Source organism: Halorubrum sp. FL23 (assembly GCF_052439115.2).
Taxonomy (GTDB): domain Archaea; phylum Halobacteriota; class Halobacteria; order Halobacteriales; family Haloferacaceae; genus Halorubrum; species Halorubrum persicum.
Genome location: NZ_JBQVRO020000008.1, coordinates 1 through 14,325, shown reverse-complemented (window position 1 = coordinate 14,325; position 14,325 = coordinate 1). Strand labels below are relative to the sequence as shown.

17 protein-coding genes, 1 tRNA gene and 1 pseudogene are annotated in these 14,325 nt (G+C 68.8%); 8 read left to right on the top strand and 11 right to left on the bottom strand.

All coding sequences use genetic code 11. From position 1 onward, the window contains the following. Window positions 1–117 precede the first annotated feature (117 nt). Window positions 118–309, top strand: coding sequence for a hypothetical protein (locus ACT4MF_RS11105; RefSeq protein WP_099253807.1), 192 nt, complete (start codon window positions 118–120; stop codon window positions 307–309). On the opposite strand, the gene ACT4MF_RS11100 is transcribed toward ACT4MF_RS11105, so the two are convergent. Beyond that, window positions 290–943 (bottom strand): SWIM zinc finger family protein, encoded by a 654-nt coding sequence (locus tag ACT4MF_RS11100; protein WP_444682658.1) that lies wholly within the window; start codon window positions 941–943, stop codon window positions 290–292. The two genes, ACT4MF_RS11105 and ACT4MF_RS11100, sit on opposite strands and share 20 nt — an antisense overlap. A gap of 187 nt (window positions 944–1,130) precedes the next feature. Here ACT4MF_RS11100 and ACT4MF_RS11095 point away from each other — a divergent pair, with 187 nt between their 5' ends. Next, window positions 1,131–1,346: a DUF7472 family protein gene (locus ACT4MF_RS11095; protein ID WP_099253806.1), complete on the top strand. Its 216-nt coding sequence runs from the start codon at window positions 1,131–1,133 to the stop codon at window positions 1,344–1,346. Window positions 1,347–1,351: 5 nt separating this feature from the next. Here ACT4MF_RS11095 and ACT4MF_RS11090 read toward each other — a convergent pair whose 3' ends face one another. From ACT4MF_RS11090 to ACT4MF_RS11075, 4 genes are all read right to left on the bottom strand, one after another. Then, window positions 1,352–2,515 (bottom strand): DNA primase, encoded by a 1,164-nt coding sequence (locus ACT4MF_RS11090; RefSeq protein ID WP_444682657.1) that lies wholly within the window; start codon window positions 2,513–2,515, stop codon window positions 1,352–1,354. Between the two features lie 108 nt (window positions 2,516–2,623). Then, the gene (locus tag ACT4MF_RS11085) at window positions 2,624–3,076 is read right to left on the bottom strand and encodes a DUF5518 domain-containing protein (RefSeq protein ID WP_099253804.1); all 453 of its coding nucleotides are present in this window, start codon (window positions 3,074–3,076) and stop codon (window positions 2,624–2,626) included. A 7-nt stretch (window positions 3,077–3,083) separates the two neighbouring features. Then, complete coding sequence (locus tag ACT4MF_RS11080; RefSeq protein WP_099253803.1) at window positions 3,084–3,758, bottom strand: HVO_2922 family protein; 675 nt, start codon at window positions 3,756–3,758, stop codon at window positions 3,084–3,086. A 203-nt stretch (window positions 3,759–3,961) separates the two neighbouring features. Beyond that, window positions 3,962–4,035 (bottom strand) — tRNA-Val (locus ACT4MF_RS11075). Between the two features lie 61 nt (window positions 4,036–4,096). On the opposite strand from ACT4MF_RS11075, the gene ACT4MF_RS11070 reads away from it, so the two are divergent. From ACT4MF_RS11070 to ACT4MF_RS11060, 3 genes are all read left to right on the top strand, one after another. After that, window positions 4,097–4,576: a DUF192 domain-containing protein gene (locus ACT4MF_RS11070; protein ID WP_444682656.1), complete on the top strand. Its 480-nt coding sequence runs from the start codon at window positions 4,097–4,099 to the stop codon at window positions 4,574–4,576. Between the two features lie 79 nt (window positions 4,577–4,655). Then, window positions 4,656–5,072 carry an SHOCT domain-containing protein gene (locus ACT4MF_RS11065; protein WP_099253801.1) on the top strand — a complete coding sequence of 139 codons (417 nt, stop codon included), beginning with the start codon at window positions 4,656–4,658 and terminating at the stop codon, window positions 5,070–5,072. Window positions 5,073–5,123: 51 nt separating this feature from the next. Next, window positions 5,124–5,804 (top strand): DUF4013 domain-containing protein, encoded by a 681-nt coding sequence (locus tag ACT4MF_RS11060; protein WP_444682655.1) that lies wholly within the window; start codon window positions 5,124–5,126, stop codon window positions 5,802–5,804. Window positions 5,805–5,932: 128 nt separating this feature from the next. Here the strand turns inward: ACT4MF_RS11060 and ACT4MF_RS11055 are convergent, their stop codons facing one another. The 4 genes from ACT4MF_RS11055 to ACT4MF_RS11040 all read right to left on the bottom strand — a co-directional run bounded on the left by ACT4MF_RS11055 (window position 5,933) and on the right by ACT4MF_RS11040 (window position 10,359). After that, window positions 5,933–7,084, bottom strand: a complete 1,152-nt coding sequence (locus tag ACT4MF_RS11055; RefSeq protein ID WP_444682654.1) for an ABC transporter ATP-binding protein — start codon at window positions 7,082–7,084, stop codon at window positions 5,933–5,935. Window positions 7,085–7,213: 129 nt separating this feature from the next. Next, the gene (locus tag ACT4MF_RS11050; RefSeq protein WP_099253798.1) at window positions 7,214–8,152 is read right to left on the bottom strand and encodes a carbohydrate ABC transporter permease; all 939 of its coding nucleotides are present in this window, start codon (window positions 8,150–8,152) and stop codon (window positions 7,214–7,216) included. Then, window positions 8,149–9,171, bottom strand: coding sequence for a carbohydrate ABC transporter permease (locus ACT4MF_RS11045; protein WP_444682653.1), 1,023 nt, complete (start codon window positions 9,169–9,171; stop codon window positions 8,149–8,151). Before ACT4MF_RS11045 ends, ACT4MF_RS11050 begins: the two co-directional genes overlap by 4 nt. Before the next feature lie 30 nt (window positions 9,172–9,201). Further along, complete coding sequence (locus ACT4MF_RS11040; RefSeq protein ID WP_444682746.1) at window positions 9,202–10,359, bottom strand: ABC transporter substrate-binding protein; 1,158 nt, start codon at window positions 10,357–10,359, stop codon at window positions 9,202–9,204. A 417-nt stretch (window positions 10,360–10,776) separates the two neighbouring features. On the opposite strand from ACT4MF_RS11040, the gene ACT4MF_RS11035 reads away from it, so the two are divergent. Together ACT4MF_RS11035 and ACT4MF_RS11030 are read left to right on the top strand one after the other, a co-directional pair. Then, on the top strand, window positions 10,777–11,826 hold the full coding sequence (locus ACT4MF_RS11035; protein ID WP_444682652.1) for an AAA family ATPase: 1,050 nt from the start codon (window positions 10,777–10,779) through the stop codon (window positions 11,824–11,826). Window positions 11,827–11,828: 2 nt separating this feature from the next. Next, a complete protein-coding gene (locus tag ACT4MF_RS11030) occupies window positions 11,829–12,461 on the top strand; it encodes a protein sorting system archaetidylserine decarboxylase (protein ID WP_444682651.1) in 633 nt (210 codons plus the stop codon). Window positions 12,462–12,500: 39 nt separating this feature from the next. On the opposite strand, the gene ACT4MF_RS11025 is transcribed toward ACT4MF_RS11030, so the two are convergent. Next, complete coding sequence (locus tag ACT4MF_RS11025) at window positions 12,501–13,187, bottom strand: haloacid dehalogenase type II (protein WP_099253794.1); 687 nt, start codon at window positions 13,185–13,187, stop codon at window positions 12,501–12,503. 79 nt (window positions 13,188–13,266) lie between these two features. Further along, on the bottom strand, window positions 13,267–14,046 hold the full coding sequence (locus ACT4MF_RS11020; protein WP_444682650.1) for a pirin family protein: 780 nt from the start codon (window positions 14,044–14,046) through the stop codon (window positions 13,267–13,269). 202 nt (window positions 14,047–14,248) lie between these two features. On the opposite strand from ACT4MF_RS11020, the pseudogene ACT4MF_RS11015 reads away from it, so the two are divergent. Next, a pseudogene (locus ACT4MF_RS11015) lies at window positions 14,249–14,325 on the top strand (superoxide dismutase); the annotation flags it as partial.

Below are 14,325 nucleotides of genomic sequence, written 5' to 3'. Positions count from 1 at the left end.
CCACCGAGACCACGGCCGCGTCGACCGACTCTCAACTATCCGATTTTTATCGACCCGCTATCCGGAGTGATAACGCCGTCCGCGAGTTTATATACTGATCTCGGAAACGGGGAGGTAATGAAGATCGTCGACGGCGACAAGGCAGAGTGCGATCGGTGCGAGTCGGTGTTCCCGATCGGAGACGTCTCGCTGCTCGAGAAGGAGACGAACCGCGACTACGAGCGGGTGCTGTGCGATGAGTGCGTGGGCGTCGTCGGCGTCCCGAAGGGGTACACGCTCCGCCGGGACATCAGTCATCTCGCCCGGTGAGCCGCGAGGCGGGGAACCCGTACCGGTCGCCGTCTCCGACGCTCTGATCGGAGCGGATCGCCTCCACGTACACCGCCTCGACGACGGGTTCGTGGGCGCCGTAGTCGGCGTTCGTGGGGTACTCGGCGACCGTCCGCCCCTCGTCGGTCCGGTAGGCGTCGGCCCGTTCGGTCGTGACCGCGGCGACGACGAGCCGCTTCCCCGTCTCGCGGTCGCGGACGACCGTGCCCGGCTCGAACGCGTGTCGGTCACAGAGCCGTGCGCCGACGGCGTCGAAGGGGACGACCGTCTCCGCGCCACAGACCGCGCAGGCGCCGACCCGCTCGTCCGGCGCGGGGACCGTCCCCGCAGTCACTTCCATCGCGACGCGGCGGAGGTGTTTACAGCGCGAGCCGCGTATCGCGTGGTCAGGGCAGGTACAGGTGCCCGCGTCGAGCGCGACCACGTAGGTGCCGCCGTCGGTCTCGACGACGTAGCGCCGGTCGCGGAGCGGGCGGACCGTCATCTCCTCGGCGGCGGCCCGGGAGGACCGGTCGTCGCTCTCGCCGGCGGCCGTTGACGGCACCGCGGACGGCTCTCGCGACGGGGTCGGGTCGGAGGCTGCTGACGCGGATGTGTTTCGGATGTGCGTCATGGGTGACTGCGAGGGTGGTCCCTCGCTTCCTGTCGAGATAGGAGGCGGAAACGGATAAGATCGCCGCCGATGCGGGTCGAAAAGCCGATATTCTCCGTTTCGGGGGCGTTCTCGCTCGACCCGATCGAGTCGACGGGTCGACGCCCTCATCGAAGTCCTTTTTTAGCGGCGACGGAAAATCGCGGGCATGGAAATCGACGCGGAGCTTCGTCGGCAGATCGCGGTCTCGCTGTCGGCGGCCGCGGTCTTCGTCGCCGGACTGGTGGGGATCGGGTTCACGTTCGGTGGTCCCGAGGGGTTGCCGGAGACCGGTGCGATCGCCCTCGTCGCGCTGCTCGCCGCGTTCGTACTGCTAATGGCGCTCGTCGGCGCGTACCTCATCCGCGCGGGCGACGACGCGTAGACCGGCTACTCGCTCTCGGCTTCTGCTGCGTTCGCGTTCTCCTCTCTCCAGTCGGTGATGTCGTCCGCCTCGGCCACGCGCTGCTCGTAGTACGCGAGCGGGTCGGCGGCGACCTGCATATGATCCGCCTCGTTGTGGCAGATCCCGTAGTTCGCCAGCGTCTCGCAGGTCGGCGGCGGGTACTGGGTCCCCCGGTCGTCGCTCAGGTACTCGGTCTGATACCGGATCCCCTCCGCGTCGAGGCTCGTGTCGGCGCAGAACGCGACCACTTCGTCCGGCGTCATCCCGATTCCGACGAGGAACGCCATCAGTGCGAACGACTCCGGCGGAGACAGCGCCGTGCCCCGCTCGGCCTTCTCGATCAGGTTCCGCATGCACGGCGGGAACAGGTCGGGCGCGACCACGTCCACCGGACCGGCGTAGGTGCGCTCCGAGAGCAGCCGTTTGAGGTCCGCGACGCCGGATTCGAGCTCGGCGGCGATCCCCTCGCCGGCGGCGAGTTCGAACGGGAGCCCCTCTCGGACTCGGTCTTCGACCGCGGCTTCGAGCGCGTCCAGCAGCTCCTCGCGAGCGACGCGCACCTCGCCGCCGGCGAGCGCGCGGTTGACGAGCCGCCACGACGTGCCCCACGACGGCGACGTGAGCCGGAGGTACGGCCCAACGGCGATCCAGTAGTGCTCCGGGTCGCGGCCGGAACCGCCACCCGTCGCGGTCGCGCCGCCGCCTCCGGCGTCCAGTTTGGGTGACTCCGGCCGCACCGCGTCCGCGAGGTCGAACTCGGCGAGCACGTCGTCCAGCCCGATTGTCGGGGTCGACATCGACCGCAGCTCGTCGTCGGTCGCGAGGTCCTCGCGGATCCGGGAAATCGCGGTCGCGGCCTCGGCGGCGGCGTACTTCTCGATGGCGGGGTCGGAGTCGAGCAGGGAGACGAGGATCCGGGCGATCGGGTACGAGAGCAGCTCGGCCTGCGCGTCGTACTCGGACTCCGCGGGGAAGGCGCCGCTCTCGGAGGCGACGGTTCCGTCCATCAGTGCGCGCTCGACGCGCTCGCGGGCGCGCTCGACGGCCGGCGCGTCGGCCGCGACGAGCTCCGGCAGCGACACCGCGGCGTCGGCGACCGCCTCGCGGGCGGTCGCGAAGAACGGGTACTTGGCGTCGAGCGCGTCCATGTCCGGGCCGAGGTAGCAACGGGCGGCGAATAAGCGGTGCGGTCCGCGTCGGCGCGGGCGCCCCTCCGGAGCCGGCGGGTAGCCCGCGGGGCTGGCTCAGAGACGGCCTCAGAGCTGCCCTCGGAGATAATGCCCGAGGTAGCCGCCGACGATCCCGGATCCGAGGGTGTAGACGGCGGCCAATCCGACCACGGCCAGCGCGATGAGCCCGAACTCCGCCGGCGCTCCGGCGAAGCCGAGGAAGAACAGCAGGGCGAACACGATCACCGCGAACGGTAGCGTCATCACGACGCCGGCGACCGTCCCCGTCTTGAGCGCGTCCGCCGATCGGCCACCGCAGAGGTAGCCGGCGACCGCGCCGCCGAGCACGGTGGCGAAGGGGACGAACGACAGCACCGAGCCGGCGATCCCGCCGACGAGCCCGTACACGAGCACGTCGACCAGCTCTGCGGGCGCGTCGTCTCCGGGTGCGAGGAAGTCGGCCGAGGTGCTGCCCACCTCCGTGGTGGCGGTGTCGGTCGCACTGCGATCGTCAGTGGAGGGTCTCTTGTCGGGGACCATGGTCTGACTACTCTTCCTCGGTTGCTTCATCGTCGTCGCCCGGCTCCTCGACGGCGGCGCCGGGCGCGTTCGACTTCACGCTGTTGAGCCCCTGCTTCGCCTTCTGTTTGGAGGCGTACCCCTGCCCGCCGTCGGCGATGATGTTCCCGTTGTCGTGGACGAGCCGCCAGCGGTGGTCGTCCGCCTTGTCGCGGAACAGCTCGAAGGTCGCGTTGCTGCCGCCGTCGTCGGGCGCCTCCTCGTCGCGGGCGGCGTCGATCACGTGGGCGCCCGGCGCGTTCCGCTGCACGCTCTCGATGCCGGACGTGGCGTCGCGCTTGTCCGAGTAGCCGCCGCCGCCGTCGGCGATGATGTTGCCGTTGTCGTGGACGAGCCGCCAGCGCCAGTCGCCGGCGTTGTCCGCGTACAGCTCGAAGGTCGCCTTGCTCGCCGCGGCGTCGTCGTCGATCTCGCCCTCCGCCTCCGGCCACTCCATCTCGACCTCGAAGTGGACCGTCCCATCCTCGCGTTCGAGTTCGACTTCGACCTCCTGCTCCGCCGCCGGATCGACCGTCACCGTGCCGGCGTCGTCGACGGGCACCGGCTCTCCGCGACCGAGCGCCCTCGCGATGCGTCGGAAGTAGGTTGCGAGCGCCTGTCGACTTCGCGGCTTCCGCGACTCGTGAACGGTTTCTTCGGGCATACAGGAACACGTTACGGCGAGCGCACAAAACGCTATGGCCGACTCCGGTTAGCCGGTAGCCAGTTATAAACGCGCGAAGTGGGCTCGGGCGGGTTCGAACCTCAGTCGCTCCCGTTCGCTCGCCGGGGCTCGCTCACCTCCCGCTCCCTGGTTCGAACCCGCCACGCCACACCTGCGGCTCGCGGATTGCTCGCCGCAGGAAGTGGGCTCGGGCGGGTTCGAACCGCCGACCTCAGCCTTGTAAAGGCCGCGTCATGACCAGCTAGACCACGAGCCCTCAGGGTTTCAAACCCGCCGGGAGCGGAAAACGGTTTCTTTCTCCGGCGCGAGGATCGGCCGTGAACCGCCGCCTCCTCGCGGTCGCCGGGGCCCTCGTCGCCGTCGCCCTCCTGTTCGCCGCCGCGGTCGCGGCGAACCCGACCCTCCTGATCGCGGGCTACGAGACGACGACCGTCGAGGCGGTCGACGGCGAGACGAGCGACTCGCTCGCGACCGTCGAAGCCCGCGTCGCCGACGGCCTCGCGAAGCAGTACGTCGGACTCTCCGAGACCGACGCGCTCGCCGCCGACGAGGGGATGCTGTTCGTCCACGACGAGACGGGCGAGCACGCCTACGTGATGCGGGGGATGGCGTTCGGGCTCGACATCGTCTTCGTCGCCCCCGACGGCACCGTCACCGAGGTCCACGAGGCGGCGCCCGAATCGCGCCCGTACACCCGGTACCGCGGTACGGGGAGATACGTCCTCGAGGTGCCTCGGGGGTGGAGCGAGCGCAACGGGGTCGACCCCGGCGACCGGCTCGTCTTCGATCTGGACTGACCCGCGGCGATCTCCCGTCCGTGACGAACCGACGCCCGGCGACGAAACCGATTTGCCCCTCGCGGGCGTCGACCGACGTATGACCGGTCTCCCCCGCCGGATCGCGTGGAACCTCCGCCATCGCTGGCGGCGGCTGTTCGCGGTCCTCGTCGTCGGCGCCGGCGTCGCCGCCCCGCTCGCCACCGGGCTCTGGTGGTCGCTGCCGCTCGTCTGGTTCTTCGGCCTGTTCGTCGCGCTCCCCGTCCTCCACACGCTGACGAAGCCCCTGCCCGACGCGGACGACGACGAGGACGCCGACGCGCCCCAAGACCCAGCCCTCCGCGCGCTCCGCGAGCGCTACGCCCGCGGGGAGATCGACGAGCGCGAGTTCGAGCGCAAGCTCGACCGGCTCCTGGAGACGGAGGACGCCGAAACCGTCGACCGCGGCGACGCCGAGGAGATCGCGAACCGCGTCCGCGACGGGCTCCGGCGCGAGGTCGAGCGGGTCCGCGAGTGATCCCGCCCGCGACCGTCACCGTTTTGCGCGGCGCTGGCGAGAGATTCTGACGTGTTCACCGACGCGCTCCGGTATCCGTTCGCCGACCGAACGCGCCGTGACGGCACCGCGAAGTGCCTCGCGGCGCTCCTGCTCTGCGGGGCGCTGGTCCGGGTCGCGGCGCGCCTCTGGCCCGACTGGTCGCTGGTGGCGCCGCTCGCCCTCGCCGTCGCCCCGCTCCTCGCGTGGCTCGGCCTGCTCGGCGGCGTCCTCGCAGACGACGGGTTTCCCCGACTGGCGACGGCCGCCACGGCGCGGCTCGCCGGTCGGCTGTTCGGCGTTGCCGCCGTCTACCTCCTCCCCGCGGCCGTCACCGTCGTCGCCGCGGGATACGTCGTCGCGAGCGGGACGGTCCCGGACGCGTTAGGGGGCGTGACCCTCGCCACCCTCGCGACCGGCGCGCTGCTCGTCACGGTCACCTGCAGCTACCTCTTTCCGGCGGCGGCCGTCGTGAGCGTTCGAGACGGGCTCCGGGCCGGGCTCCGGCGGGACGCGCTCCGCGGCACGGCGTCGAGCACGTACTTCCTCGCGTGGGTCGGGGCGACCGTGCTCGTCGTCGCCGCGTGGAGCGCGCTCGCGGCGACGGCCACGCGCAGCGTCGCGGCACTCCTCGCGCTCGGGTGGTGCGCCTACGCTCACGTCGCCGCCGCCGCGCTCCTCGCCGAGGGCGTCGATCGAACCGCGTACTGGTGAGGCAACGGAGACGGACGGCGAAAACAACAACCAACCGCGCCAGCCCGCGTCCGGAACGGTCGGGCCAACAACGGTTCGATCAGGCCAAGGTAGGATAGGTCAGGACGGGTCAGGATAGCCGGGCCGGGTCAGGTCAGATTGACCTGATCGGCGGCGTCTTCCATCGACCGGTTGTGGAGCGCCTCGCCCGTGACGCGGTCGAAGAGGTGAATGGCGTCCTCCGGAATCCGCGCGGTCACCGTGTCGCCCTCGCTGACGCGCGTGAACCCGTCGATCGTCGCGACGAGCGTCTCGGCGGACTCGGGGTCCGCGTCGGGGTCGAAGTGGAGGTACACCGTGTTCTCGTCGCCCATCGGCTCGACGACATCGACCGTCATCTCGAACTCGTGTGCGTCGCTTTCCCCCTCGACGAGTTCGATCGCCTCGGGGCGGATCCCGAGGACGAGGTCGGTCGTCTCCCCGAGGTTCGCACGTACGTCGTCACCGACGGGGTACTCGAAGACGTCGCCGACCAGTCGGTCGCCGTCGCGGGTCACGTCGAAGAAGTTCATCGAGGGCTCCCCGAGGAAGCTCGCGACGAACTGGTTGGCCGGCTCGTGGTAGCACTTCAGCGGCTCGGCGATCTGCTGTAGTTCGCCGCCGTCGAGGATGGCGATCCGGTCGCCCATCGTCATCGCTTCCGTCTGGTCGTGCGTGACGTACACCGTCGTCACGCCGAGGTCGTTCTGCAGCCGCTGGAGTTCCGTCCGCATCTCCGCGCGGAGCTTCGCGTCGAGGTTGCTGAGCGGCTCGTCCATCAGGAACACTTCGGGGTCCCGGACGATGGCGCGCCCGAGGGCGACGCGCTGCTGTTGCCCCCCCGAGAGGTCCTTCGGCTTCCGGCCCAGGAGCTCGCCGATGTCGAGCAGCTCGCCGGTCTCCGAGACCATTCGGCTGATCTCGTCGTCCGGGAGATCCGTCGACTCCTCGAGCCCGAACGACATGTTCTGCTTGACGCTCATGTGGGGGTAGAGCGCGTACGACTGGAACACCATCGCGATGTCTCGGTCCTGCGATTTCACGTCGTTGATGACGCGATCGCCGAGCGCGATCGTGCCGGACGTGATCGTCTCCAGCCCGGCGATCATCCGCAGCGTCGTGGACTTTCCACAGCCCGACGGACCGACGACGACGAGGAACTCCCCGTCGTCGATCGACATCGAGATGTCGTCGACGGCGACGATCTCCTCGTCGCCGTCCTGAAACGTCTTCGTTACCGAATCGAGTTCAAGCGTTGCCATATCTTTGAGTTGTGATCGCTGTCGAATAGTCGTTTGTGCGTCGCGCCGACTCCCGGATCGAACCGTCGCCGACTTCGTCCGCCGTTCGCGTGCGAGCCGCGTCGACGCCGCCCGCCGTTCGGGCGCGGGTCACGCCGCCACCCCCTCGGCGAACTCGTCGCCGAAGAGAATGTACACCGCGAGCGTCGGGAGCGCCGCGAAGAACGCTCCGGCCATCCGGAGCGCGAAGTCCTGGCCCTCCATCGAGGTCCCGAGACCCGCGAGGATCAGCACGACCGGCGCCGCGGGGCTCGACTCCGTCGAGACGATCACCAGCGTGAACAGCAGATCGTTCCAGATCTGGGTGAACTGGTAGATCAGCACCACGGCGAACATCGGCCCCGAGAGCGGCAGGACGATCCGCCGGTACACGCGGCGGAGCGACGCCCCGTCGAGGCGGGCGGACTCCATCATCTCGTCGCTCATCGTCTTGTAGTACGTCCGGAACAGGAGCGTACAGATCGGGATCCCGTAGGCGACGTGGGTGACCACCAGCTCGACGATCCCGACGTAGTCGTCGTCGATGCCGAGCGCCCAGACGAACGAGAGCAGGTCGCTGAGCTGGACCCACTGCGACCAGAACTGGGTCAGCGGGACCAACACGGCCTGGTACGGGATGAAGATCCCCGCGATGATGAGCGCGAGCACCAGCGCCTTGTACGACGCCTTCCAGTTCGGGATCGTCAGTCCGTACGCCGTGATGCTCCCGATGAGCGCCGAGATGATCGTCGCCGGCACGGCGTACAGGAGGCTGTTCCCCATGCCGCGCAACAGGGCGTCGGTCGCTGTCTGCCACTTCTCGAACGTGAACCCGGACGCTCCGGGCGGCGCGAACGGGGCGGTCTCGACGATCGCGGTGCCGGTCTTGAACGACGTGACCAATCCGGACTCGATGGGAACGAGGTAGAAGGCCGCCGCGAGCGCCAACACGACGTACAGCGCGGCGTCTTCGACCGTCACCCCGTCGAGATTCCAGCGGGAGTTCGCCGTCGCGCCGCTTCCGTCCGTTCGAAGTTCTCCGTCGCTCATAGGTTGTTCCTCCGGTATTCGTAGACGAGGTACGGGCCGATGACCGCGAGCGCCATCCCGAAGAGGACGATCGCGATCGCCGCGCCGTACGCCCACTGGGAGTTCGAGTACGCCTCACGGACCATCTTCGTCGCGAGGATGTCGGCGCCGTTCGGCGGCCGGTACCCCCCCACCAGCGAGTAGAGGAAGTCGAACGCCTTCATGCCGAACACCATCAGCACCACCGCGGCGCTGATCGTCGCGCCCTTCAGCTGGGGGATGATCACGCGCCAGTACATCTTCAGCGTCGACGCGCCGTCGACCTTGGCGGCCTCGTAATGCTCGTCCGGAATCGCGCGGAGCCCGGCGAGGTACACGACCATCGCGTACCCCGAGAACTGCCACATCAGCGCGAAGATGACGGCGTAGAGGACGATGGCCTGGTTTCCGAGCCAACTCACCGGTCCGAGTCCGAACACGCCGATGACGCTGTTGGCGATCCCGTTGTTGTAGTTGTAGATCCACAGCCAGAACTGGGCGGTCACGACGAACGAGAGGCTCATCGGCAGGAGGTAGATCGTCCGGAACGTGTTCTCGAACCGGATCCCCCTGTCGACCAGGATGGCCAGCACGAGGCCGACCGCGAGCGTCCCCGCCGTGAACGCGATCAGCAGGATGAGCGTGTTGACCGCGGCGTCGATGAAGCCCGAGTCCCCGAGCGCCCGGGCGTACATCCCGAAGTCCAGGTTCGAGTAGTCCGGTGCGTTCGCGAACCCCTCGTAGTCGGTCAGCGAAATGAGGAGGTTCCAGATGACCGCGCCGTAGACGAACAGCCCCATCAGCAGGAACGGCGGGAGCCAGAAGATCGACGACTCGACGAAGTCGGTCCCGAAGCGGTCGTCGATCGCGGCTTTGAGCCGCTCCGTCGTTCCTCGGTCGGGTCCCGGTTCCGGACTCGTGGTAGCGCCGTCGCTCACGACGCCGCCGTCCGTACGGGCCTCGTCTCCGTCGCCCGAGGACGGACTGATCGCCCGGTGCAATCGACGATAAAAATCGAGCATCTGGTGGGCTTAGTTCGACACCGCGTCCAGGAAGCCCTGCGTCGCGGCGTCGACGTTGTACGGCCCGGTGAACTCCGACGAGATGACCTCGTTGAGCGCCGTCATCGTCTGCGAGGTGACGCCGAGTCCGTGCTGGAGGTTCGGCGGACGGTACTCCGCGTTCGCGAAGTCCTCGGCCGTCTCCTGCAGGTACGGGCCGAACTGGTCCATGCTCACGTCCGTCCGGGTCGGGATCGACCCCTTGTACTGGTTGAACGCGATCTGGGCCTCCTCGCTGCCGACGAACGCTTGCCAGGTCTTCGAGGCCTCCGGCGTCGGGTTGTCAGCCGGGTACAGGAAGGAGTCGAAGTGAAGGGTGTACATCCCCTCCGTGCCGGGGAACGTCTTGAAGCCCCAGTCGTCCTCGTACTCGAAGTCCTCGGCGTTCCGGAAGGCGCCTGCCGCCCAGTTGCCCTGGTGGATGAAGGCGGCGTTGCCGTTGATGATGTTCTGGTTCGACTGCGTCAGGTTGAGCGACGCGGCGTCGTCGCTGATGTGGTTCTCCAGCATCTCCGCGGTCGTCTCGAACGCCGCCCGGACGGCGCTCTCGTCGCCGTCGCCCGCGAGGAAGTCCATGTACGGCTGGTAGCCGTTCTCGCCGAGCATCACGGCGGCCCACAGCTGCGTCGTCGTCCAGGTGCCGGACATCGCGTGCGTCATCGGCACGGCGTCGGTCTCGCTCGCGACCGTGCCGAAGGCGTCGATCAGCGCCGAGGGGCTGTTCAGCGACTCGACGTCGATACCGGCGTCTTCGACGACGGAGACGTTGTAGAACAGGCAGTTCAGGCGGTGCGATCCGAGCGGAACGGCGCGGTAGCTCCCGCCCTGCTGGTGGAGGTCGACCGCCTCTTCGACCATCGCGTCCTCGAAGTTGTTCTCCTCCCAGACGTCGTCGACGGTACCGAGGGCCCCCTCGTAGCGCTCGAGGTTCGGCCCCGGCCAGCCGGCGAACGCGCCCGGCGGATCGTTGCTCTGGAGGCGGTTGGCCACGACGGCGTCGAGGTTCTCGTTCCCGCCGCCGCCGATGGGGTTCATGCTGAGGTCGGTGTCGGGATGCGCCTCGTTGAACGCCTCCTCCAGCGCCTCGGCGGCCGTGGCGCCGTCGCCGCCGGTCCAGCCGTGGAGCACTTCGACGGGACCGGCCGCTCCCCCGTCGCTGCCGTCGGAGCCGTCGGAGCCGTCACTGCCGTCGGAGCCGTCACTGCCGTCCGAACCGTCGCTCCCGTCGCTGCCGTCACCGCCGTCGCCGCCGCCGGAACAGCCGGCGATTCCCACGGTGGCGAGAGTTCCGGCGCCGGCCACGTAGTGGCGACGCGTAAGTCGGTCGTCGTCAGATCGGCTGTCTTGTGACATGTACAATGAACATGTTTACTCCCGGTACTTAACGATTGATGTTCGTTTACTTCGATTGTTAATAATTCTATGAGCCGGACTCAACCGGGTGAGACCCACCGGACCGGGTCCCACGGGGGGCCGTTGGGGTCGACGGCAGCGGCTGGGGGCCGGACCGACCGATTCTTGAGCGCGTGGCCCGGAGGACGGCACATGGAGGGACCGCTGTGGATCGACGCGCACGCCCCGGCGCTCGACGAGATCCGACAGGACGAGGCCCGCGAGCGGCTGGAGCGCGCGGTCGACGAGCCGATGAACCTCGTCGTTCAGGGGCCGCCCGGCGTCGGGAAGACGGCGGCGACGCGGGCGCTGACCCGGGCCGCTCACGAGAACCCCGACAGCGACCTGATCGAGATCAACGTCGCCGACTTCTTCGGCCGAACCAAAAAGGAGATCCGGAGTGACCCCCGCTTCGAGGGGTTCCTGCAGGGGCGCAGCCGGATGGCGAAACGCGACATGATCAACCGCGTGCTGAAGGAGTCGGCGTCGTACGCGCCCATGTCGGGCGAGTACAAGACGGTCCTGCTCGACAACGCGGAAGCGATCCGCGAGGACTTCCAGCAGGCGCTCCGTCGGGTGATGGAACAGCACCACCGGACCACGCAGTTCGTGATCGCGACCCGGCAGCCGTCGAAGCTGATCGCGCCGATCCGCTCGCGGTGTTTCCCGGTCCGCGTCCGCGCGCCGACCACCGACGAGACGATCGACGTGCTCGAAACGATCTGCGAGCGCGAGGCGGTCGACTACGACGGCGACGGGCTGGAGTTCGTCGCCAGCGCCGCCGGCGGCGACCTCCGGGAGGCGATCCTCTCGGCGCAGGCGACCGCCGTCGAGGGCGGCGAGATCACCATGTCGACCGCCTACGAGACGCTCGGCGAGGTCGGCGACGACGACGCGATCCGGGAGTCGCTCGCCGACGCCCGCGCCGGCGACCTCAAAGACGCCCGGTCGACCCTCGACGACCTCCTCGACGAGGGGGGATACGACGGCGGCGAGCTCCTCCGCGAGACCCTGCGGGTCGCCCGCGCCGGCTCCGAGTACGGCGGCGACGACCTCGCTCGGCTTCACGTCCTCGCCGGCGAGGCCGACCTCGACCTCGTCGACGGCCTCGACGACCGGACCCACCTCGTCCACCTGCTCGCGGCGTGGGCGGCGGGGCGCACCGAACTCCGTCCCGACATTCGGGAGCCTGCGGAGGCGTGACGATGGGACGGAACCCCCCGCTCGCGACGGTGCTCCCGTTCGAGGTGGTCGACGAGGCGTGGCGGCTGGCGCTCGTCCCCGCGCTCGCCGCCGCGGTGACGCTCCCGCTCCTGCCGCCGGTCGGGATCGGCCTGCTCGCGCTCGCGCTCGGCGTCCTCTGGTTCCACCGCGACCCCGAGCGCTCGACGCCCGACGCCGAGGGCGCCGTCGTCGCTCCCGCCGACGGCACCGTGTCGGTCGTCCGCGAGGAGGGCGAGCGCCTGCGCGTCGGCGTGTTCATGAACGTCACCGACGTGCACGTGAACCGCGCGCCGCTCGCGGGCGAGGTCCGCGAGGTGCGGCACCGGCCCGGCGCGAACCGTCCCGCCTTCGACAAGGAGTCAGACCGCAACGAGCAGGTCGCGATCGATTTCGGCGAGTACGAGCTGCTGATCATCGCCGGCTGGTTCGCCCGGCGGATCCACCCTGCGGTCGAGCCCGGCGACGACGTCGACCGCGGCGAGCGCGTCGGGCACGTCTCGTTCGGTTCGCGAGCGGACGTGATTCTCCCTGCAGACGTCGCCGAGACCGACCTCCTCGTGAGCGAGGGCGACGCGGTGCGCGCCGGCGAGACGATCATCGCCGAGCGGGACTGATCGCGCACGTCGCCGCCGCTACCGACCTCGGATCGACCGTTAGACGCCCAGCGCGTCGGCCAGTTCGTGGATCGACTCGACCGTGCGGTCCGGGTCGTCGCCCGCGAACGGCTCCCACGGCGTCCCCTTCCGATCGACGCGAACCGCCTGCATCCCCGCGTGCGACGCTCCCAGTACGTCGAACCAGCCCGCGGTGACGTGGACGATCCGGTCGATCGGCGTGCCGGTTCGAGCGGCGCCGTGGCGGTACAGCTCCGCCGCCGGCTTGAACGTCTCCACCTCGTCGGCGCTTATCGTGTCCGCGACGAGGTCCTCGATCCCCGCGTGTTCGACCATCGCGTCGAGCATCTCCGGGTTCCCGTTCGAGAGCACGTACGGCTCGTACCCCCCGTCGCGCAGGCGTTCGATGCCCGACCGCACGTCGCCGAACACCTCCAGCTCGTGGTACACCGCGAGGACCTCGTCGCGCTCTTCGGTCGTCAGGTCGACGCCGTGGGCCGCCAGCGCGTACGTCAGCGCGTCGCGGTTCATCTCGTAGAACGGCTGGTACGCGTCGATCGCGTTCGCGACGAACGTGTACGCCAGCGACCGCGAGCGCCAGAGCCGCGACACCGGCTCCGGATCGGGGACGCGGTCGGCGAGCGCCGCCTCGGCCGCCTCGACGTCGACGAGAGTGCTGTACGAGTCGAAGGTGACGGTCTGAACGCGGTCCGGATCGAGTGGCATTCGGTCGTCCCTTCGGCGGCCCGCGTTATCATACCCCGTCGTCCGCTCGCTCGGAGATCGCCCCTGCTGCCGAGCGGTTCTATAAGACGAACGGCCCCTGCTGCCGGATCGGCTCCCCGTGCGACCGCCCGGAGACGGCGACGAACCGGATCCCCGCTCCCTCGTCGCTTTCGACCGTCACGTCCCGCGCGTCCGCGTTCGGGAACACGTCGCCCGCGCCGAACTCGCGGTTGGCGTCGGCGCCGGCACCGCTTTCTCGGACGGTCCCGCTTCCCTCGACGCCGTAGAGGAATCCGGTCCACTCGTCCGGAATCTCCCACGTCCACGCGTCGGTGACGCGAACGTCGAGATACTCCATCGGCGTGCGTAGCTCGATCGGCGAGCCCTCGCCGACGACGGTCGTGACGGTCGCACCGTCGAGCTCGGTCGTGGGAAGTTCCTCGGCGCTCGCGTCGACGTAGTCCGGGTCCGCCTCCTTCTCCTCGCGGGGGAGGTTCACCCACAGCTGGAGCCCGTTACAGGCCTCGCCGTCGGCGGGGAACTCGGAGTGACGGATCCCGCTCCCGGTCGTGATCCGCATCGCCCCGTTCTCGCGGGCGGTGTGCTCGACGCCGAGCGAGTCGGCGTGCTCCATCCCGCCCTCGATCATGTACGAGACGATCTCGAACCCCTTGTGCGGGTGCATCGGGAACCCCTTGTCCGGGTCGATGTAGAACCGCTCGAACAGCACGAACGGGTCGAGATTGTCCGGATGCCCGTTCGTCGGAAACGCGCGATCGGAGTTCACGCCCGTTCCGTGTCTGACCGTCTCGCCCGAGAGCGGCTCGACGCCGCCCGCGGTCGTCTCGTCTGGTGTCATACTCGATCTGACGAGTTCGGCACAGATAAGCCCCGCGTCGCCAGTAGCCAAAAACAAACAGGTATAGTATGTTTGTCTCGTAATTTGGTGTTAACTGCCAATTGAAGGGGTTAAATAGCGCTCGAAGTAGTGACAAGGATATTACTGAAAAACGATACAGAGAACGTTCTTACCCGTCCCGCGCATGGACACGAATGTAGACATGAGCTACGAACTCGATCCGCTGCCGTACGATTACGACGCGTTAGAGCCGCACATTTCCGAGCAGGTGCTGGAATG